21 protein-coding genes are annotated in these 20118 nt (G+C 72.7%); 7 read left to right on the forward strand and 14 right to left on the reverse strand.

Annotation, left to right across the window (positions count from 1 at the left end):
- Window positions 1-109: 109 nt before the first annotated feature.
- Window positions 110-757: a TIGR03085 family metal-binding protein gene (locus ASD16_RS08215; protein ID WP_055915225.1), complete on the forward strand. Its 648-nt coding sequence runs from the start codon at window positions 110-112 to the stop codon at window positions 755-757.
- On the opposite strand, the gene ASD16_RS08220 is transcribed toward ASD16_RS08215, so the two are convergent.
- The 9 genes from ASD16_RS08220 to ASD16_RS08260 all read right to left on the reverse strand — a co-directional run bounded on the left by ASD16_RS08220 (window position 754) and on the right by ASD16_RS08260 (window position 10650).
- A complete protein-coding gene (locus ASD16_RS08220; RefSeq protein WP_055915228.1) occupies window positions 754-1638 on the reverse strand; it encodes an FKBP-type peptidyl-prolyl cis-trans isomerase in 885 nt (294 codons plus the stop codon). The two genes, ASD16_RS08215 and ASD16_RS08220, sit on opposite strands and share 4 nt — an antisense overlap.
- Window positions 1639-1808: 170 nt before the next feature.
- The gene (pafA, locus tag ASD16_RS08225; protein ID WP_055915231.1) at window positions 1809-3170 is read right to left on the reverse strand and encodes a Pup--protein ligase; all 1362 of its coding nucleotides are present in this window, start codon (window positions 3168-3170) and stop codon (window positions 1809-1811) included.
- 35 nt (window positions 3171-3205) lie between these two features.
- Window positions 3206-3904, reverse strand: coding sequence for a proteasome subunit alpha (prcA, locus tag ASD16_RS08230; protein ID WP_055915234.1), 699 nt, complete (start codon window positions 3902-3904; stop codon window positions 3206-3208).
- Window positions 3901-4734 (reverse strand): proteasome subunit beta, encoded by an 834-nt coding sequence (prcB, locus tag ASD16_RS08235; protein WP_055915236.1) that lies wholly within the window; start codon window positions 4732-4734, stop codon window positions 3901-3903. The genes prcA and prcB overlap by 4 nt, the downstream gene beginning before the upstream one ends.
- A 6-nt stretch (window positions 4735-4740) precedes the next feature.
- Complete coding sequence (locus tag ASD16_RS08240) at window positions 4741-4938, reverse strand: ubiquitin-like protein Pup (protein WP_055915238.1); 198 nt, start codon at window positions 4936-4938, stop codon at window positions 4741-4743.
- A gap of 106 nt (window positions 4939-5044) precedes the next feature.
- Window positions 5045-6652, reverse strand: coding sequence for a depupylase/deamidase Dop (gene dop, locus ASD16_RS08245; protein WP_055915241.1), 1608 nt, complete (start codon window positions 6650-6652; stop codon window positions 5045-5047).
- 46 nt (window positions 6653-6698) lie between these two features.
- Entirely contained in the window at window positions 6699-8333 is a 1635-nt protein-coding gene (gene arc / locus ASD16_RS08250) for a proteasome ATPase (protein ID WP_055915243.1), read from the reverse strand.
- A gap of 149 nt (window positions 8334-8482) precedes the next feature.
- Entirely contained in the window at window positions 8483-9508 is a 1026-nt protein-coding gene (locus ASD16_RS08255; RefSeq protein WP_055915248.1) for a tRNA (adenine-N1)-methyltransferase, read from the reverse strand.
- A gap of 11 nt (window positions 9509-9519) precedes the next feature.
- Window positions 9520-10650 carry a site-2 protease family protein gene (locus ASD16_RS08260; RefSeq protein ID WP_055915251.1) on the reverse strand — a complete coding sequence of 377 codons (1131 nt, stop codon included), beginning with the start codon at window positions 10648-10650 and terminating at the stop codon, window positions 9520-9522.
- A gap of 66 nt (window positions 10651-10716) precedes the next feature.
- On the opposite strand from ASD16_RS08260, the gene ASD16_RS08265 reads away from it, so the two are divergent.
- The gene (locus tag ASD16_RS08265) at window positions 10717-11655 is read left to right on the forward strand and encodes a RecB family exonuclease (RefSeq protein WP_369817948.1); all 939 of its coding nucleotides are present in this window, start codon (window positions 10717-10719) and stop codon (window positions 11653-11655) included.
- A 12-nt stretch (window positions 11656-11667) separates the two neighbouring features.
- Here the strand turns inward: ASD16_RS08265 and ASD16_RS08270 are convergent, their stop codons facing one another.
- The gene (locus ASD16_RS08270) at window positions 11668-12360 is read right to left on the reverse strand and encodes an HAD family phosphatase (protein ID WP_055915253.1); all 693 of its coding nucleotides are present in this window, start codon (window positions 12358-12360) and stop codon (window positions 11668-11670) included.
- A 116-nt stretch (window positions 12361-12476) separates the two neighbouring features.
- Here ASD16_RS08270 and ASD16_RS08275 point away from each other — a divergent pair, with 116 nt between their 5' ends.
- On the forward strand, window positions 12477-13334 hold the full coding sequence (locus ASD16_RS08275) for a PAC2 family protein (protein WP_055915256.1): 858 nt from the start codon (window positions 12477-12479) through the stop codon (window positions 13332-13334).
- A 4-nt stretch (window positions 13335-13338) separates the two neighbouring features.
- On the opposite strand, the gene mshC is transcribed toward ASD16_RS08275, so the two are convergent.
- Window positions 13339-14598: a cysteine--1-D-myo-inosityl 2-amino-2-deoxy-alpha-D-glucopyranoside ligase gene (gene mshC / locus ASD16_RS08280; protein ID WP_055915259.1), complete on the reverse strand. Its 1260-nt coding sequence runs from the start codon at window positions 14596-14598 to the stop codon at window positions 13339-13341.
- A 40-nt stretch (window positions 14599-14638) separates the two neighbouring features.
- Between mshC and ASD16_RS08285 the strand changes: the two genes are divergently transcribed.
- Entirely contained in the window at window positions 14639-15649 is a 1011-nt protein-coding gene (locus tag ASD16_RS08285; RefSeq protein ID WP_235523172.1) for a CorA family divalent cation transporter, read from the forward strand.
- A 1-nt stretch (window position 15650) separates the two neighbouring features.
- Here the strand turns inward: ASD16_RS08285 and ASD16_RS08290 are convergent, their stop codons facing one another.
- Window positions 15651-16535: an undecaprenyl-diphosphate phosphatase gene (locus ASD16_RS08290; RefSeq protein WP_055915262.1), complete on the reverse strand. Its 885-nt coding sequence runs from the start codon at window positions 16533-16535 to the stop codon at window positions 15651-15653.
- A 79-nt stretch (window positions 16536-16614) separates the two neighbouring features.
- On the opposite strand from ASD16_RS08290, the gene ASD16_RS08295 reads away from it, so the two are divergent.
- Together ASD16_RS08295 and ASD16_RS08300 are read left to right on the forward strand one after the other, a co-directional pair.
- Entirely contained in the window at window positions 16615-17574 is a 960-nt protein-coding gene (locus tag ASD16_RS08295; RefSeq protein ID WP_055915264.1) for an aldo/keto reductase, read from the forward strand.
- An 87-nt stretch (window positions 17575-17661) separates the two neighbouring features.
- The gene (locus ASD16_RS08300; protein ID WP_055915267.1) at window positions 17662-18255 is read left to right on the forward strand and encodes a YdeI family protein; all 594 of its coding nucleotides are present in this window, start codon (window positions 17662-17664) and stop codon (window positions 18253-18255) included.
- Here ASD16_RS08300 and ASD16_RS08305 read toward each other — a convergent pair whose 3' ends face one another.
- Window positions 18256-18552, reverse strand: a complete 297-nt coding sequence (locus ASD16_RS08305; RefSeq protein WP_055915270.1) for a hypothetical protein — start codon at window positions 18550-18552, stop codon at window positions 18256-18258.
- Window positions 18553-18664: 112 nt separating this feature from the next.
- Here ASD16_RS08305 and ASD16_RS08310 point away from each other — a divergent pair, with 112 nt between their 5' ends.
- Window positions 18665-18913, forward strand: a complete 249-nt coding sequence (locus tag ASD16_RS08310) for a DUF5703 family protein (protein WP_055915272.1) — start codon at window positions 18665-18667, stop codon at window positions 18911-18913.
- Here the strand turns inward: ASD16_RS08310 and ASD16_RS08315 are convergent.
- The gene (locus tag ASD16_RS08315) at window positions 18910-20118 is read right to left on the reverse strand and encodes an NAD(P)/FAD-dependent oxidoreductase (protein WP_055915275.1); all 1209 of its coding nucleotides are present in this window, start codon (window positions 20116-20118) and stop codon (window positions 18910-18912) included. The genes ASD16_RS08310 and ASD16_RS08315 overlap by 4 nt on opposite strands.

Genomic DNA, 20118 nt, shown 5'->3' on the forward strand with positions numbered 1-20118 from the left:
ACCTTCCGTGACGCTGGTGGGGTTCTCCTCATTCTCTCATGAGGGTGCGAGCGCTTACCCGCCGAGCGCTCGGGCCACGGGCCACGGCGGCGCGTGCGATCCTGCGGTCATGACCTGGCACGAGATCGAGCGCGCGCAGCTGGCGCAGGCCCTCCTGGACGTCACGCCTGACGCACCCACGCTCTGCGAGGGCTGGCAGGCACGGCACCTCGCGGCGCACGTCGTGCTCCGGGAGCGCTCACCGATCGTCAGTGCGGGGATCGCCGTCCCGGCCCTCGCATCCCGTGCCGAGGCCGCCATCGCGACGCTCGCCGACCAGGCCTCCACCGAGGGCGCCTACCGGGACCTGGTGGCCCGGGTCGCCGACACGCCCGCGCGCTGGCACCCGGCCTCCTGGGTCGGGGAGTCCGCGAACGTCATCGAGTTCTTCGTCCACACCGAGGACGTCCGGCGCGGAGCGGGGTCCGTCCCGGCGCGCGAGCTCGACGCGGGACTCGTCGACGCGCTGTGGTCGCACCTGCCGCGCGCCGCCGCGGGCCGGCTGCGCGGCGCCCCGGTGGGGGTCGTCCTCGTCCGCGACGACGGCGTCCGGCACCACCTGCGCGCACCCAAGGCGGACTACGGCACCGTCGTCGTCCGCGGCGCCGTCGGCGAGCTCGTCCTCTACCTCCTCGGCCGGGGCGCCGCCGCCGACGTCCGGGTCGAGGGCGACGCCGACGACGTCGCGACGATCGAGGCGGTCCTGCCCTCCCGCTAGCCCGCCGCCTGCTCGGGGTGCCCGGTGGCCAGGATGTCCACCACGAAGACGACGGTCTGCCCCGCCAGCTCCTCGCTCTCGGTGACACCGAGGGCGTAGGTGGGCGGCACGACGAGCATCACCTGGCTGCCGACCGGCTGGTCGACCAGCCCCTCGGCCCACGCCTGCACGTCCTGCAGCGAGAACGACACCGGCAGCCCGTGCGTCCAGGTCGAGTCGAACGCCTCGCCCGTGGTCCACGCGAAACCGGTGTACTGCACGGTCACGACGTCGCTCGCGGCCACCTGCTCGCCGCTGCCACGGATCAGCGGCTGTGCGCCGAGCGTCGTCGGCGGTTCCGTCCCGGTCGGTGTGATCGTCGGCGCGCCGGACGCGTCCAGCGTCACCGCGGGGAGGTCGGCACGAGGAGGTTTCGGCTCGCCGTCCGCGCGCGTGGGCAGCACGTCGACCACCGTCACCGTCGGGTAGTCCGTCGCACCCTCGCCGCTGCCGGGGCTGATCTGGAGCATCCGGGCACCGACCTGCTGGCCGCGCAGCGTCTCGTAGAGGTCCTTGCCGAGGTCCTCCTCGGTCAGGAGCATCGCCGTCGGGTTGGTGGTGTAGCTCTCCTTGACCAGGGTCGCGTCCGTCGCGTCCTCCAGCCAGAAGTCGATGAGCACCGGCGCGCCCTCGACCAGCTCGGCGCCCGTGCCCGGCCAGATCTGCTCCGTCCGGGTCTTGTCCACCTGCAAGGGGGTCAGGTACGTGATCGTCGGCGCTGCGCCGGGTTCCCCCGTCACCGTCACCGCGGCCGGCTCCGCCGCCGGCGCGCTGCAGCCGACGAGGGTCAGCAACGCGATCGCCACACCGGCGACCAGGGCTCTGCCCTGCAGTCGTCGCACGTCGTTCCTTCCAGCTCCTGGGTCCGGGCGTGTTCCAGCGCCACGGTCCTGGCCGACACGAGCCCACAGTCCTGGCGGACACGAGCCCACAGTCCTGGCGGACCCACAGTCCACCGTCCTGGCGGTCGCCAGACCGCCACACTGTACGGCCCGGCGCTGTCAGGCCGGGGCTACATGGACTCGATGAGCCGGTCCACCCGCTCGTCGACGCTGCGGAACGGGTCCTTGCACAGGACGGTGCGCTGCGCCTGGTCGTTGAGCTTGAGGTGCACCCAGTCGACCGTGTAGTCGCGTCGGGCATCCTGCGCGGCACGCACGAAGTCACCGCGGAGCTTGGCGCGCGTCGTCTGCGGCGGCACCGCGGTGGCCTCGAAGACCTCCAGGTCCGTCGTCACCCGCTCCACCAGCCCCTTGGCGGCCATCAGGTTGTAGAGGCCCTCGGTGCGCGAGATGTCGTGGTACGCCAGGTCCAGGCGCTGCACCCGCACGTCGGACATCTCCAGGCCGTGCTTGGCGCGGTACCGCTCGATCAGCCGGTACTTGATGACCCAGTCCAGCTCCCGGTCCACCAGGGACAGGTCCCCGGTCCGCATCGCCCGCAGCCCGCGCTCCCACAGGTCGAGCACCTGCTTGTTCTCCGGGCTCGGCCCGCCCTCCGAGGCCAGGAAGTCGCTCACCCGCGTGAGGTACTCCTCCTGCAGGTCGATCGCCGTGACCGTCCGGCCGTTCGCCATCGTCACCGGGTGCATGCCGGTCAGGTCGTGGCTGATCTCCCGGATCGCGCGGATCGGGTTCTCCAGGGCCATCTCCCGCATCGGGACGCCGGCCTCGATCATCCGCAGCAGGAGGTCCGTCGTGCCGACCTTGAGCATCGTCGTCGACTCGGACATCGACGAGTCACCGACGATCACGTGCAGCCGGCGGTAGTGCTCGGCGTCGGCGTGCGGCTCGTCGCGCGTGTTGATGATGGGCCGCGAGCGGGTGGTCGCGCTGGAGACCGCCTCCCAGATGTGGTCCGCACGCTGCGACAGGCAGTAGACCGCCCCGCGCGGTGTCGTGAGCACCTTGCCCGCACCGGTGAGGATCTGCCGGGTGATGAGGAACGGCACCAGCACGTCCGAGAGCCGCGAGAAGTCGCCCTGCCGGCGCACCAGGTAGTTCTCGTGGCAGCCGTAGGAGTTGCCCGCGGAGTCGGTGTTGTTCTTGAACAGGTGGATCGTGCCCGGCAGCCCCTCGTGCTCGAGCCGCTGCTGCGCGTCCGCGACGAGCCCCTCGAGGATGCGCTCGCCCGCCCGGTCGTGCGTGACCAGCTGCCGCACGTCGTCGCACTCGGCGGTCGCGTACTCGGGGTGGGAGCCGACGTCGAGGTACAGGCGCGAGCCGTTGCGCAGGAACACGTTGGAGGAGCGTCCCCACGCGACGACCTTGCGGAACAGGTACCGCGCGACCTCGTCGGCCGAGAGCCCACGACCGTCCTGGGCGGCGCACGTGACGCCGTACTCCGTCTCCAGGCCGAAGATCCGCCTGTCCATCGCCGTGCTCCCTCCGTCGCCTCGTACGGTCCCCGTCAGTCTGCGCCCAGCAGGTCCTCCAGCAGGGCACCGGCGAGCCGCCGGAACGTCCTGCGGGGACGTGTGCGATCCAGCACCGCGACCTCCAGCTGGGGAGCCGGGATCGCCCGCGGCTCGCCCCCGTCCTCCGCCGCCCCGAGGGTGCGCACGGCGAGCGCGAGCACCTCCGGGAGGGTCAGCCCTGCCCGCCACTGCTCGGCCAGGAGGACGCCCAGCCGGTCCGCCTGCCCACCCATGACGACGTAGCCGTGCTCGTCCGTGACCGAGCCGTCGTAGGCCAGCCGGTAGATCTGGTCACCCGCTGCCGCGCGGCCGACCTCGGCCACGACGATCTCGACCTCGAGCGGCTTGGACTCCGTCGTGAACGACGTGCCGAGCGTCTGCGCGTACGCGTTGGCCAGACCCCGGGCGGTGACGTCCTCCCGGTCGTAGGAGTAGCCGCGCAGGTCGGCGTAGCGCACACCGGCCACCCGCAGGTTCTCGAACTCGTTGTACTTGCCGACCGCCGCGAAGCCGATCCGGTCGTAGATCTCGGAGATCTTGTGCAGCGCACGCGACGCGTTCTCGGTGGCGAACGCGATCCCGTCGTCGTACTGCAGGACCACGACGGACCGCCCGCGCGCGATGCCCTTGCGCGCGTAGTCCGCCCGGTCCTTCATCAGCTGCTCGGGTGACACGTAGAACGGCATGCTCATCGCGCACCCCCACGGCTCTCGTGCGCCCGTCTGCGTTCCTGCTCGACCTGCTCGGCGACAGCCCCGAGGTCGGCGTCGCTCACGCGCAGGTACCCGGACTCCGTCACCGTGGCGACGACGGGCCAGATCCCCCGCGTGTGGTCGGGCCCGCCCGTCGCCGAGTCGTCGTCCGAGGCGTCGACGAGCGCCTCCACGGCCACCTTCACCGCGGCGTCGGCGTCGAGCCCCGGCCGCCACAGCTTCTTCAGCGAGCCGCGCGCGAACACCGACCCCGAGCCGACCGCGTGGTGGTCGTGCTCCTCGTAGCGGCCGCCCGTGACGTCGTAGGAGAAGATCCGGCCGACACGGCGGTCCAGGTCGAAGCCGCCGAACAGCGGCACCACGGCCAGCCCCTGCATCGCCATGCCGAGGTTGCCACGGATCATCGTCGCGAGCCGGTTGGCCTTGCCGTCCAGCGAGAGCAGGCTGCCCTCGATCTTCTCGTAGTGCTCGAGCTCGAGCTGGAACAGCCGGACCAGCTCCACGGCGAGGCCTGCGGTGCCGGCGATGCCGACCGCCGAGTACTCGTCGGCGGGGAAGACCTTCTCGATCTCCCGGCTCGCGATCATCGAGCCCATGGTCGCGCGGCGGTCCCCCGCCATGACGATCCCGCCCGCGAACGCGAGCGCGAGGATCGTGGTGCCGTGCGGTGCGTGCACGTCCGAGGGGGGCCGGTTACCCGGCAGCAGCTGCGGGGCATGGCTGGACAGGAACTCCAGGAACGACGACGACCCCGGAGTGGTGAACGCGTGCGGCAGCCGCCCGGAAGCGGACGTGTCGGATGAGCTCATGTGCGGTCACTGACCGCCCTTCTGGACGAAGCCGCGCACGAACTGCTCGGCGTTGGACTCCAGGACGTCGTCGATCTCGTCGAGCAGCGCGTCCACCTCGGCGTCCCGCGACTGAGCAGCCGGGGCGACGGGGGCGGGGGTGTCCGGTCCGTCGTCCGGCTCCGCATCCTCGCGGCGCGGACGTACGTGTTCCTGACCAGCCATGGTGACCTCCCGAAGTGCCGAGCCGATGTGCTGTCGTCCACCCTAGGCCCATCTTCCGACGCTCCCGGTCCCCACGCCCACGGTGCGGACGAGGACCCGTCGTCGTTCAGGCCCCGAGCGCGTCCAGCAGCGCGGTCGCGTCGGGGCTGCGGTCCAGCAGCTCGCCCACGTGCGCGTGCGTCCCCCGGAGCGGGTCGCGCATGGGCACCCGCTGGAGCGTCGCCGCACCCGGCACGTCGAACACCACCGAGTCCCAGCTGGCCGCCGAGATCTCGCCGCCGTACCGCGCCACCGCCTCGCCGCGGAAGTAGGCCCGGGTGTCCCGGGGCGGGTGCAGAACCGCGTCGGCGACGTCCTCGGCATCGACCAGGAGCTCGACCGCCCCGGCCTGGACCAGGCGGTGGTAGAGGCCGCGCTCAGGTCGCACGTCGGACCACTGCAGGTCCATCGCCGCCAGACGCGGGTGGTCCCACGCCAGCCGGTCGCGGCGACGCATGCCCTCGAGCAGGCGGAGCTTGGCCAGCCACTCGACCTCGCGCGCGCACGACGCCGGGTCCGACCCCAGCCGGTCGAGCACCGAGGCCCAGCGGGCCAGCACGTCCGCGGTCTGCGGGTCGGGCTCGTCGCCGGTGTGCGCCAGGGCCGCGAGGACCGCGTCGAGGTACTCGCGCTGCACCTCCAGAGCGGTCAGCCGCCGCCCGTCCGCGAGCTCCAGCCGTGCGGTGAGGGTCACGTCGTGGCTGACCACGTGGACGGCGTGCACGGGGTCGCGCAGCGTCAGCCGGTCGATCGCCGCCAGCGCTCCCCCGGAGCCGCTGTCGGCGACCGCGCGCTCGATGAGCCAGAGGACCAGTGACGTCGTGCCCAGCCGCAGGTAGGTGGCGACCTCGAGCATCGTCGCGTCGCCGATGATCACGTGCAGGCGACGCCACCGGTCCGGGTCGGCGTGCGGCTCGTCGCGCGTGTTGATGATCGGGCGACGCAGCGTCGTCTCCAGGCCGATCTCCGCCTCCATGTAGTCGGCGCGCTGCGACAGCTGGAAGCCCGGCTCCTCCCCGCGCTGGCCCAGCCCGACCCGGCCCGCACCGGTGAACACCTGGCGCGTGACGAAGAACGGGATCAGCCGCGCGGCCAGGTCGTGGAAGGGGACCGCCCGGTCCACGAGGTAGTTCTCGTGCATGCCGTAGGTGGCGCCCTTGCCGTCCACGTTGTTCTTGTAGAGCGCGACGTCCGGCAGCGCGGCCGTCGACGCGAGCGCCCGCACCGACGCGAGCATCACGCGCTCGCCGGCGCGGTCCCAGCGGACGGCGTCGAGCGGGTTGGTCACCTCCGGTGAGGAGTACTCCGGGTGCGCGTGGTCGACGTACAGGCGAGCGCCGTTGGTGAGGATCACGTTCGCGGCGCCCGGGTCCTCGTACTCCTCGGTCGTCGCACGCGGCAGCGCCTGCGGTCCGTCGCCGGACGGTGCCGGCTTCTCCGGGTCGTCCGTGAGCAGTGACGGGTGCGCCGACGCCCTCTGCAGGTGGAAGCCGCGGGCGTCGTGCAGCGGGTCCTCGTCGTCGTAGTCCCAGCGGGCCTTCGTCCGCGCACCCTCGCGGGCCGCGGCGTGCACGGCGACGACGTGGCTGGACAGCAGCATCGGGTTGGCCAGCGGGCGTCCGGGCTGGAGGATCCCGTACTCGGTCTCGATCCCCATCACACGGCGCACGGTCACACGACCACCCTAGGGCGGTGCGACCGTGCGCCGTGACGCGCGACCGTCAGAGGTACTGGCCGGTGCTCGTGACGTTCTCGATGGTGCGCGAACCCTCCGCGCCCTTCTTGCCCTGCACGATCGTCCGGATGAACACGATGCGCTCACCCTTCTTGCCGGAGATGCGCGCCCAGTCGTCCGGGTTGGTCGTGTTCGGCAGGTCCTCGTTCTCGCGGAACTCGTCGACGCACGCGGTGAGCAGGTGGTCGACGCGGATCCCGCGCTGACCGCTCTGGAGGAAGTCCTTGATCGCCGACTTCTTCGCACGGTCGACGACGTTCTGGATCATCGCGCCGGAGTTGAAGTCCTTGAAGTACAGGACCTCCTTGTCACCGCTGGCGTACGTGACCTCGAGGAACCGGTTCTCGTCGCTCTCGGTGTACATCCGCTCGACGACCCGGGTGATCATCGCCTCGACGGCCGCCGTGGCGGAGCCGCCGTGCTCGGCGATGTCGTCGGCGTGGATCGGGAGCGTCGGCACCAGGTACTTGCCGAAGATCTCCCGCGCACCCTCGGCGTCCGGGCGCTCGATCTTGATCTTCACGTCGAGCCGGCCGGGCCGCAGGATAGCCGGGTCGATCATGTCCTCGCGGTTCGAGGCACCGATCACGATGACGTTCTCGAGCCGCTCGACGCCGTCGATCTCACTGAGCAGCTGCGGAACGATGGTCGTCTCGACGTCGCTGGAGACCCCTGTGCCGCGGGTCCGGAACAGCGACTCCATCTCGTCGAAGAACACCACCACCGGGTGACCCTGCGACGCCTTCTCGCGGGCCCGCGCGAAGATCAGCCGGATGTGCCGCTCGGTCTCGCCGACGTACTTGTTGAGCAGCTCGGGACCCTTGACGTTGAGGAAGAAGCTCTTGGTGTCGGCAGTGGACTCGCCCTTGGCGGCCGCGGCGGTCGCAGCCAGCGAGTGGGCGACGGCCTTCGCGATGAGCGTCTTGCCGCAGCCGGGCGGGCCGTACAGCAGCACGCCCTTCGGCGGCTTGAGCCCGTGCTCCCGGAACAGCTCGGGGTGCAGGAACGGCAGCTCGACGGCGTCGCGGATGGCCTCGATCTGCGGTCCGAGCCCGCCGATGTCCGCATAGTCGATGTCCGGCACCTCTTCGAGCACCAGCTCCTCGACCTCGGCGCGCGGGATGACCTCGAACACGAAGCCGCTGCGCGAGTCGATGGTCAGCGCGTCACCGATCCGCACGTGCGCGTCCCGGACCTGACCGGCGAAGCGCACGACGCGCTCCTCGTCCCCGCGGCCGACCACCAGCGCACGGTCGGTGCCCAGCAGCTCCTTGACGGTGACGAGCTCGCCGACCTCCTCGTACCCGCCGGCCTCGACCACGGTCAGGGCCTCGTTGAGCATGACCTCCTGGCCCGGCTGGAGGCGCGAGACGTCGAGCGACGGGCTGGCGCCGACGTGCATCTTGCGTCCCGACGACACGATGTCGACCGTGCCGTCGGCGCGGGAGCCGAGGAACGTCGCGTAGGTGCCCGGGGGCTTGGCCAGGTCGTCGACCTGACGCTTGAGGTCGATGATCTGCTCCCGCGCCGCCACGAGCGCGTCGCTGAGCCGCTCGTTCTTGGCCGCGAGCACTGTGAGCTCTCGGTGCAGGTCCCGTCCAGGGGCTGCCGAATCGGTCATCTCGTCGGCCTCCGTTCCGCGTCGCGCGTGGTCGTCACTCCGTCCCCACCGTGCACGGCTCTGTGCCTGCTGGTCCGACGACCCTAACCACCAGTGTCAACACACGGCGTCCGACGCGCGCAGCCGTTCTCGACCAGCGGACATCGACCTCAGGCGGACGGCGTCGGAGGCGTCGGCGCCTGGCCGACGTCGCGGCGCGCCCGGCGCAGCTTCTTGTCGGAGACGAGCCGCTCTCCCATGGCCTCGGGCGACCAGAGCTCGGAGTCGTCCACCGCGGGAGCACCGTCGGGGGCCACGGGGTACGCGCCCTTGGCGGGCCGGCGACGACGCTGCGGCGCCTCGACACCGTCCGCGAGGCGGCGCGTGGTGAGCAGGAAACCGGTGTGCCCGATCATCCGGTGCTGCGGCCGCACGGCGAGACCCTCGAGGTGCCAGCCGCGCACCATCGACTCCCACGCCTCGGGCTCGGTGTAGCGGCCGTCGGTGCGGATGTCCTCGGCCAGCCGGGACAGCTGAGTCGTCGTCGCGACGTAGGAGATGAAGACGCCGCCGGGTGCGAGCGCCTCGGCGACGGCGTCGAGGTTCTCCCACGGTGCGAGCATGTCGAGCACGACCCGGTCCACGCTGCCCGGCTCCGCCACGGTCGGCAGGACGTCCGAGAGGTCGCCGACGGACAGCTGCCACGCCGGGTGCGGTCCGCCGAAGAACCCCTCGACGTTGCCGCGGGCGATCGCGGCGAAGTCCTCACGCCGCTCGATGGAGTGCAGCGAGCCGCCGTCGCCGACCGCGCGCAGCAGCGACATGGTCAGCGCGCCGGACCCGACGCCGGCCTCGATGACGCGGGCGCCGGGGTAGATGTCCGCCATCGCGACGATCTGGCCGGAGTCCTTGGGGTAGACGACGGCGGCACCGCGCGGCATGGACAGCACGTAGTCGGCGAGCAGCGGGCGCACCGCGAGGTACTCGATGCCGGCCGTGTTCCGCACGACGGACCCCTCGGGCGCGCCGAGGAGCTGGTCGTGGTTGAGGTAGCCGCGGTGCGTGTGGAACGACGCGCCCTCGGCGAGCGTGATCGTGTGCAGCCGGCCGCGCGGGTCGGTGAGCTGCACGCGGTCGCCCGCACGGAAGAGGCCGCGGCGCTGCGCGGCCCCGGTGGACGTCTGGTCGGGGTTCACGGTGCCCGAGTCTAGGAGCGGATGGCGGCCACGACGTCCATCGCGCGGATCAGGCCGACCACGCGACCGTCCACGACAGCCACCACGACCGGGGAGTGCTCGGTGGCGCGGCCGACGGCGGCCACCAGCTGCTGCCCCGTGAGCAGCCCGTCGACGACCGCACCGCCGGGCAGGGGGACGGCGACGGCGGTCACCGGCGTGGTGCCTGCCGCGTCGGCGGGCACCGAGGCCGCCGCGGCACGGTCGACGTACGCGGCGGGCCGGCCGTCGGGCGACAGGATGACGACCTCCTCGGCACCCGCCGCGGCTGCCAGCGCCCCGGCGTGTGCGAGGGACTCGGTGTGCCCGACCCCCGTCGCCCGGCGACCGACGGAGGCCACCGTCAGGAGGCCGACGGCCTTCTGGGTGCGGCCGCCGCGGACCGCCGCCGAGGCGCCCGACCAGAGGAACGCCCCGATGAGCGCGGCCCAGACGACGTCGTAGATCTCCGGCTGCCTGCCCTGCACCAGCGGCAGCACGAGCGCCCACGCGAACACGGCGACGGCGACGACGCGCCCCACCCACCCGGCGGCCACGGTCCCCGTGTGACGGTTCTTGGTGACCGCCCACACGGCCGCCTCGAGCAGGAACCCGCCGTCGAGCGGCAGGCCGGGCACCAGGTTGAACAGGCCGACGAACGCGTTGGTCAGGCACCCGGACCAGACCAGCAGCCCGACGAGGCTGTTCGTCTCGACGCCCTGTGCGACCGCGAGGAACACGGCCGCGAGCAGGAGGTTGGCGATCGGGCCGACCACCGCGATGAGCGCGCTGCTGGCGGGCGTCGGCGTCGCGCCCCCGAACGCGGTGTGCCCGCCCCACAGCGTGAGCACGAACTCGCGCGGCTGCTGCCCTCGCGCGCGGGCCATGAGGCCGTGCGCGAGCTCGTGCACCAGCACGGAGGCGAACAGCAGGACCACGAAGCCCAGCGCGACGACGTACACCAGCGCACCGAGGTCCGCCCGGGCGCGGATCGTCGGGGCGAAGATCAGGGTGAGCACCACCGCGGCGATGAGCCAGCTGGGGGCCAGGATGATCGGGGCGCCGACCGCGCGGCCGATCACCCAGCCGGAGGATCGTCGTGCCGGGGGTCGGGAGGCGCTCACCGGTCCAGAGTAGGTGGGTCGCTGGTCGGTCGTGTGGGCGCCCCCGCCTACGCTCGACACGTGACAGTGCAGCACCTCGACCAGGACACCCCCGACCTCCCGTCGGCCACCCTCGCCGACGACGCGGTGGAAGAGGCGGTCGAGGTCGCGGTCGAGGCGGCCGCGAAGGCTCGTCCCCCGTCGCGCCCCGGGCTCTCCCCGTCGCGGGCGAACGACTTCCTGCAGTGCCCGCAGCTGTTCCGCTTCCGCGTGATCGACCGGCTCCCCGAGCCGCCCAGCTCGGCCGCCGCGCGCGGCACGCTGGTGCACGCCGTCCTGGAGCACCTCTTCGACCTGCCGGCGTCCGAGCGGACCCTGGCGGCGGCGCACGCGCTGCTGCCCGACCAGTGGGCCACGCTGCTCGAGCGCTCCCCCGCGATCGGCGAGCTGTTCGCCGGACCGACGGAGCTCGCCGAGTGGCTGACCAGCGCAGAAGCGCTGCTCGGCACGTACTTCACGCTCGAGGACCCGACACGCATCGAGCCCCGGGAGCGTGAGCTGCTCGTCTCCACCGAGCTCGACGAGGGTGGCCCGCAGCTCCGCGGCATCATCGACCGGGTCGACGTCGCGCCCAACGGGTGGGTGCGCGTGGTCGACTACAAGACCGGCCGCTCACCCCGGGCCGGGTACGAGAGCTCGGCGCTGTTCCAGATGCGCTTCTACGCGTACGTGATCTGGCGCACCCGGGGCGTGCTCCCGAAGCGCCTCCAGCTCGAGTACCTGGGCGACGGCGTCATCCTCACCCACGAGCCGACCGAGGCGGAGATGGCGACCGTCGAGGCGCGGGTGCGCTCCATCTGGGGCGGTATCGAGGACGCGGCCCGGTCCGGCGACTGGCGACCGCGCACCTCGAAGCTGTGCGACTGGTGCTCGTTCAAGGCCCTGTGCCCGGCGTTCGGCGGAACACCGCCCGAGATCCCCGAGGGTGCCGTCGAGCGATCGATCGGGGTCGTGCCCGCCGCCTGAGGCCCGGACGCGTCAGCTGGCGCGGCGCAGGTCCAGCACCGCACCGCCTGCGATGCGTGCGACGTCCGTCAGGGAGAGGTCCGCGAGCGACGCCACGCGGCTCAGGCCGGGCCGCGGCGCGAGCGCCTGCATCACCTCGACCGCCACGACGTGGGCGCCCGACGCGACGGCGGACGCGATCCCCGAGTGCGAGTCCTCGACGGCCACGCAGTCGGTGACGTCGACACCGAGCAGCCGCGCCGCCGTGACGTACGGCTCCGGGTCGGGCTTCGGCCGGGTCACGTCGTCGCCGCTGACGACGACGTCGAACAGGCCGACGGCGTCCGCGAACGGCTCGGCGAGCCGCCGGAACGAGGACGTGACCAGCGCCATCGGCACCCCGGCCTCGTGGAGCGCGGCGAGGATCTCCTGCGCACCCTGCTGCCACGGGATCCCCGCGGCGACTCCCTCCGCGACGCGGCCGTTCAGGAAGTCGGCGATCTCCTCGTCCGGCAGGTCGACCCCGCGCGACCGCAGGGTCGCGGCGCACACCGACATCGGGTTGCCCACCATCGCCAGCCCGTCCTGCCGGGTCCAGACACCGCCGTGGGCCTCGACCAGCTCCGTCTCGGCGCCCATCCAGTAGGGCTCGGTGTCGATCAGGGTGCCGTCCATGTCCCACAGGACGGCGGACGGCGCGACGAGGTCGGTGAAGGCGCTGGGCATCGGTCCATCGTACGAGCCGGCGCGGACACGCCGGTGACGCTCCCCCGGCCGTGACTCCCGACGCGCGCGGGCGGCCCGTCCGCGGCCGCCACGATCCGGCGCCTTACGCTGGGCCGATGAGCGAGACCTCCTCGGCCGACCTCCCCGCCCGCGAGACCGTGCTGCTCGCGGCGTTCGAGGGGTGGAACGACGCGGGCTCGGCCGCCACGCAGGCCCTCGAGCACCTGCACGAGGTCTGGGACGCCGAGCAGGTGGACGAGCTGGACCCCGAGGAGTACCACGACTTCCAGGTCAACCGGCCGGTGGTCGGTCCCGGTCCCGACGGGCGCCGGGAGATCACCTGGCCGACGACCGCGGTGGCCGTCGCGACCGCCCCGGTGAGCGGGCGGCGCGTGGTCCTGGTGCACGGCATCGAGCCCTCGATGCGGTGGCGCCGGTACTGCACCGAGCTGCTGGACATCGCCGCCGGCCTCGGCGTGGACACGGTCGTGACCGTCGGCGCACTGCTGGCGGACGTGCCCCACACGCGACCCATCCCGGTGAACACGACGAGCGAGGACGCGGGTATCCGGGACGACCTCCGGCTCGAGCCGAACACCTACGAGGGGCCGACCGGCATCGTCGGCGTGCTCCAGCACGAGGCTGCGGCGCGCGGGATGCGGGCGATGTCCCTGTGGGCGGCGGTCCCGCACTATGTCGCGCACCCGCCCTCGCCGAAGGCCACGCTCGCGATCCTGCACCGCATCGAGCAGCTCCTCGGCGAACCGGTCCCGCTGGGCGAGCTCCCCGACGACTCGGCCGCCTGGCAGCACGGTGTCGACGAGCTGGCCGCGGAGGACGCCGAGATCGGCGAGTACGTGCACCAGCTCGAGGAGGCCAAGGACACGGCCGACCTGCCGGAGGCGAGCGGCGAGGCCATCGCCCAGGAGTTCGAGCGCTACCTGCGCCGCCGCGACAAGGGCACCGGCGGCTGACCCGCTAGAGGCGGATGCCCAGGAGGGCGTCGAGGGTGCGACCGATGACGCCGGGGGCACCCTCCACGGGGTCGGCCGTGCCGGCCAGGGACAGGTCCGCCCAGGCATCGATCGCGGCCAGAGCGGCGGGCGTGTCCAGGTCGTCGGCGAGCGCCGCGCGCACGGCTGCCAGGGTGGAGTCGGCGTCCGGGCCCCCGTTGCCGGAGACCGCCGCACGCCAGTGCTCCAGACGCTCCTGCGCGGCGTGCAGGCCCCCGTCGGTCCAGTCCCAGTCGTCGCGGTAGCGGTGCGCGAGGATGGCAAGGCGGACGGCCATCGGGTCCACGCCCTGCTCGCGCAGGCGGGAGACGAGCACGAGGTTGCCGAGCGACTTGCTCATCTTGTGGCCGTCGAGCCCGACCATGCCGGTGTGCAGGTGGACCCGCGCGCCGCGACCCTGGTCGAGCAGCCGGGCGTGCGACGTGCTCATCTCGTGGTGCGGGAACTGCAGGTCCGACCCGCCGCCCTCGACGTCGAAGGGCAGCCCGAGCGCGTCGCGCGCGATCACCGCGCACTCGATGTGCCAGCCCGGACGCCCGCGTCCGAGCGACCCGCCGTCCCAGGCGGGCTCGCCGGCCCGCTCCCGGCGCCACAGCAGCGGGTCGAGCGGTGCCCGCTTGCCCGCGCGCCCGGGGTCCCCCCCGCGCTCCGCGGACAGGCAGCGCATCGTGTCGTCGTCGAGGCCGGCGACCGCACCGAAGTCGATGTCGGCGGTGAGGTCGGCGTAGACGTCTCCCAGGCCGTCGTCGGCGAGCGCATCGGGCGACGGGACGCGGTACGCGGCGCCGGCGGCGAGGAGCACCTCGACGGCCTCCACGACCGCGGGGATGACCTCGACCACGCCGGAGTAGACGTCGGGCGGGATCACGGCCAGCGCGGTCATGTCCTCGGCGTACAGCTGGGTCTGCTCGGCCGCGAGGTCACGCCAGTCGATGCCGAGGGACGCGGCACGCTCCAGCAGCGGGTCGTCGACGTCCGTGACGTTCGACGCGTACCGGACCCGCAGGCCGGCGTCGCGCCACGCTCGACCGAGGATGTCGAACGCGACGTAGGTCGCGGCGTGGCCGAGGTGCGTGGCGTCGTACGGCGTGATCCCGCAGACGTAGAGCGTCGCGTCCGGCCCCGCCGCGGCAAGGACCAGCTGGTCCGTCGAGGAGTCCCTCACCTGGACCGGGAGGCCCTGTCCGGGGAGCTGCGGGATGTACGGGGGCGGCCAGGTGAGCACGCCGGAAGCCTAACCGCGTCGCGAGGTCCACAATGCCCAGGTGACGCACCAGACAACGACCGACGACCACCACGAGCGTGTCTGCGTGGAGACGTCCGACGGGTGGGAGCTCGCGCAGGACGGGGCCCGGTCCCGCGGGGCCCGCTGGGTGGTCGTGGACTCGATGGACGACCTGGCCGACGCTGCGCGCCGGCACGGCATCAGCGACCGCGCGATCACGCTCCTCGAGCACCGCATCCCCGGCGCCCACCCGCACGACCCGAACCACGCGCAGCGTGCCCGCCTCGACCGCTCCCCCGACGGCGAGCTCATCCTGACGACGCCGACCCTGTCCTACGACGAGGCCACGCACGACGTGCACACCGGTGCCCTGACCAGCGTCGTCGGCAAGGACGTGGTCCTCATGGCGGAGCTGGGCGACGCGCACGTGCTCGACCACGCCGTCGCCAAGCTGACGGGCGGGTTCCCGGTCCCCGACCAGGGCGTCCACCAGGTCCTCGCCGTCGTCGTGCTCACGCTCGTCGCGGAGGCCTCCGACGTCGAGATCGGCCTCGGGGACGCCGTCGCCGACGCCGAACGGCTCGTGTTCTCGACGGCTCGGCACCGCAACCCGCTCGAGGAGATCTACGACCTCAAGCGCGAGATCGCCGAGGCGCGCCGGGCGCTCAGCCCGGTCACGTCCGTCCTGCCCGAGCTGATGGCGGAGGCCGAGGAGGGACCCGGCCGCAAGCGCTCGCAGCCGTGGCTGCGCCGGGCCGAGGCGTGGGTCGACCGCCTGGACAAGCACCTGGACGGGTACGACGACCTGCTCAGCGACATGCTCTCGGTGCACCTGTCGCAGGTCTCGGTGCGGCAGAACGAGGACGTCCGCAAGATCTCGTCGTGGGCGGCCATCGCCGCCGCGCCCACGCTGGTCGCCAGCATCTACGGCATGAACTTCGAGCACATGCCCGAGCTGACCTGGACGTACGGGTACCCGCTGGCGATCGCCGCGATGGGTGCCGTGTGCTACTCGCTGTACCGGCTGTTCCGTCGGTCCGGCTGGCTCTGAGCTATGTCGTGACGGGTGCGCTGTTCGCGTCCAGGACGCCGGTGAGCAGCAGGATCACGACGAGCGCGGCCAGGCCGAGCCGGTAGTACACGAACGGCTTGTAGCTGAACGTCGAGACGATCTTCAGGAACACGATGATGACGAGGTAGCCGACGACGAACGCGACCAGCGTCGCCACCAGCGTCGCGCCGAAGCCCGGGGTGCCGCCCTTGCCGAAGTCGTCGACGCTCTTGGCCAGCTGGAACAGCCCCGACCCGAACACGGCGGGGATGGCCAGCAGGAACGAGTACCGCGCGGCGGCCTCCCGCGTGTAGCCCATGAGGAGCCCGCCGGTGATGGTGCCGCCGGACCGCGAGACGCCGGGGACCAGGGCGAGCGCCTGCCAGAACCCGAACTGGATCGCGTGCCGGCCGGTCAGCTCGGTGAGCTCCCGCTGCTTGGCTCCCCGGCTGTCCGCCCAGCCGAGCACGAGCGCGAAGCCCGCGAGCGTCAGCGCGACGAGCCACAGGTTGCGGAACGTCTGCTCGATGGCGTCCTGGAACGCCAGCCCGAGGATGACGATCGGGAGCGAGCCGAGCGCGATGAACCACGCCATGAGCGTGTCGTGGTCGGACCGCCCCAGCGGCATCCCCAGGCGAGCGCGCCAGTCCGTGCCGTGGTCACCTCGGACCGACCGCCACCAGGCGGTGGCGATGCGCGCGATGTCCCGCCGGAAGTAGAGGATCACCGCGGTCTCGGTGCCGAGCTGGGTGATCGCCGTGAACGCGGCGCCCGGGTCGGAGCCGAACAGGTCGCCGATGATCCGCAGGTGCGCGCTCGACGACACCGGGAGGAACTCGGTCAGACCCTGCACGAGCCCCAAGAGGATCGCTTCACCCAGTCCCATCGCCTCTGTCACGAGCGGACACGATAGCCGGGGTGCGTTGCCGCAGAGGACGTGGCCGCGCCGATTAGTGTTGCGCCTCATGGAACAGCGCCACCTGGGCCGCACGGGTCTGCGGGTCTCCCGGCTCGGGCTCGGCACGATGACCTGGAGCCGCGACACCGACGAGCACGACGCGACCGAGCAGCTGAGGGACTTCACGGACGCCGGCGGGACGCTGGTGGACACGTCCGCCTCCTACGCCGACGGTGGCGCCGAGGAGCTCCTCGGCGAGCTGCTCGGCGACGTCGTCCCGCGCGACGACGTCGTCCTGTGCACCAAGGCAGGCGTCCGGCGCACCAGCAACGGCGGGGTGGTCGACGCCTCGCGCGGCGGCCTCCTGGCGTCGCTGGACGGCTCGCTGCGGCGCCTACGGACCGACCACGTCGACCTCTGGCTCGTCCAGACGCCGGACCCGCGCACCCCGCTCGACGAGACGGTGTCCGCGCTGCGGCTGGCCGTCACCAGCGGGCGCGCCCGCTACGTGGGGCTGGCCAACCACGCCGGCTGGCAGGTGGCCCGCGCGGCGAGCCTGCTCGAGGGCGAGGTCGGCCTCACCGCGGTCGAGGCCGAGTACTCGCTGCTCCAGCGCGGGATCGAGCGCGAGGTCGTCCCCGCGGCCGTCGCGCTCGGGGTCGGCGTGCTCGCGTGGTCGCCGCTGGGGCGCGGGGTCCTGACCGGCAAGTACCGCCGGACCATCCCGGCCGACTCCCGGGCCGCGTCGCCGCACCTGGCGGGCTTCGTCGAGCCGTACCTGGCCCGGGCGTCGGCGACGATCGTCGAGGCGGTGGCCACCGCGGCGACCGGGCTGGAGCGGACCCCGCTCGAGGTCGCGCTCGCATGGGTGCAGGGGCGTGGGATCGCGTCGGCGATCGTGGGTGCCCGCACGGCGACCCAGCTGCGGGCCTCGATCGCGGCGCAGGACCTCGTGCTGCCCGACGAGCTGCGCCGGGCTCTCGACGAGGTCAGCGCCCCGACGCTCGGCTACCCCGAGCGCTTCTAGCTCGTCCTCGACGGGACGACGCCGAGCCATCCATCGACGTCCGCGAGCTCACCACAGCCCGTTCATCCAGAGCTCTAGGCTGCCGCCATGTCGATGGACCACACGGACGCGGTGTTCTTCGCGGACGGCACCGCGTTCGAGGCCTGGCTCGGCCAGAACGCCCCGACCGCCTCGCACGTCTGGATCCGGATGGCCAAGAAGGGCACCGGCGTCACCTCGATCGACTGGACGACGGCCGTGGACGTGGCGCTCTGCTTCGGCTGGATCGACGGCATCGCCCGGCGGCTCGACGACGAGTGGTACGTGCAGCGGTTCACTCCGCGCCGCGCGAAGAGCGTCTGGTCGAAGATCAACCGCGTGCGCATCGAGCGGCTCACCGCCGAGGGCCGGATGCGGCCGGCCGGCCTGGCCGAGGTGGAGAGGGCGCAGGCGGACGGCCGCTGGGACGCGGCCTACGACAGCCCAGCCACGGCAGTGGTGCCCGACGACCTCGCCGCCGCCTTGGCCACCCGCAACCTCACTGACGTCTTCGCCGCGCTGGACGGCCGCAACCGTTTCGCGTTCCTGGCCCGCATCCAGACGGCGGTCCGCCCGGAGACCCGTGCGCGCCGGATCGAGCAGCTCACCGACGGACTCGCCCAGGGCACGACGCCGCACCCGGTACCGCGGAGGAAGGACTAGCTACCGGCTCGCCTCGTCGGCGAGGTCGTCGACGTCCGCGTCGTCGTAGTCCTCGTCGTCCTCGTCCTCGTCATCCTCGTCGTCGTCACCGTCGTCCTCCTCGGCGAGGTAGAACGGCGTGGCCTCGCCGTGGACGGTGCCCAGGGCGTCGTCGTAGACCTCGAAGGCGTCGGCCAGGATGTCGTACGCGTCGTCCACTGCGGGGTCGTCCTCGCCGTGCGGCGCGGCGACGGCGGTGTAGTGGGCCTCGAGGGCTGCGATCAGGCGGTCCAGCGCGGCACGCGGGTCGACGGTCATGCGACGACCGTAGTCGTCTACGGGGCACAATGGCAGCGCGTAAGGTTCTCCGGCACCAGGCTCTGACTCTCTATCGTCGCGGCGCGAGCGCCGTCACGGGACGGGGTGGCGAATGGCAATCGGTCAGACACGGACGAAGCGGCCCGACTGGGTCGCGCAAGGCGGTCAGTACGAGTACCGGGTGCTGCGGATCCCGGCGGCGACGTCCCGCAACGACGCACGCCGGATGCTGACCGAACAGGCCGAGCTGGGCCGCTGGGAGCTGTCGAGGACGCTCCTGTTCGCGGGTGGCGAGCGCAAGGTCTGGCTGCGGCGCAAGATCATCCGCGTGCGCAGCACCCTGGCGGAGACGTCGGGCTAGAGCTCGTCGAGGGCCACGTCCTGCCGCGCGAGGCGACGGGGATCGATCTCCCGCCCGACGAGCGCGCGCAGCTGGTCGTTGACGTCCCAGACGTTGACGTTCATCGCGGCCCGGACCCGTCCGTCGCGCAGCCAGAACGCGATGACCTCCCGCGTGCGCAGGTCACCCCGGAGCACGACCGCGTCGTCCGCGTCGGCGTGCCCGACGTACTCCATGCCGAGGTCGTACTGGTCGGTGTAGAAGTACGGCTGCCAGTCGTGGACCGCGTCCTGGCCCAGGATCGACCGCGCCGCGAGGGCGCCCTGGCGGATCGCGTTGTCCCAGTGCTCGACGCGCAGGCTGTGCCCGAGTGCGGTGTTGTACGCGTACGCCACGTCCCCCGCCGCGAGCACCGCCGGATCGGCGGTCCGCAGGCGCTCGTCGACCGTGACTCCGCGGGCGGGGTCCGCCGCGAGACCGGATGCCGCGGCGAGACCGATGTTCGGTGCTGCGCCGACGCCGACCAGCACCAGGTCCGCCGGCACGACCTCGCCACCCACCCGGACCCCGGTCACGCGACCGGCCGAACCCTCGAACCCCTCGACCCCGACGCCGGTGCGGACGTCGACGCCGTGCTGACGGTGCAGGTCGGCGAAGAACGCGCCGAGCTCAGGGCCGAGCACCCGCAGCAGCGGCTGGGCGGCGTACTCCAGGACCGTGACCTGGAGCCCCGCCAGCCGGGCGGCGGCCGCGACCTCGAGGCCGATCCACCCGCCGCCCGCGACGACGAGGCGTGAGCGCGCGGCCAGCTCGTCGCGCAGGACGTCGCTGTCGCCGAGCCGGCGCAGCGTGTGCACGCCGCCGAGTCCCGCTCCGGGGACGTCCAGGGTGCGCGGGCTCGACCCGGTGGCGATCACCAGGTGGTCGTAGGCGAGCGCGGTCCCGTCGGCGAGCGCCACGGTGCGCGCACCCCGGTCGACCCGCGTCGCGGCGGTGCCGAACCGCGTCCCGATCCCGTGGTCGGCGTACCAGCCGTCCGGGTGCACGAACACCTCCTCGCGCGGCGTCGTCCCCTGCAGGTACGCCTTGGACAGCGGTGGCCGTTCGTAGGGCCGGTCGATCTCCTCCCCGACGAGGGTCACCGGCTCGGCGTACCCCAGCTCGCGCAGCGTCGCGACGACGTGCGCCGCGGCGAGCCCGGCTCCGACGACGACGGTCCCAGCCAT

The organism is Cellulomonas sp. Root485 (assembly GCF_001426705.1).
Lineage (GTDB): Bacteria > Actinomycetota > Actinomycetes > Actinomycetales > Cellulomonadaceae > Cellulomonas.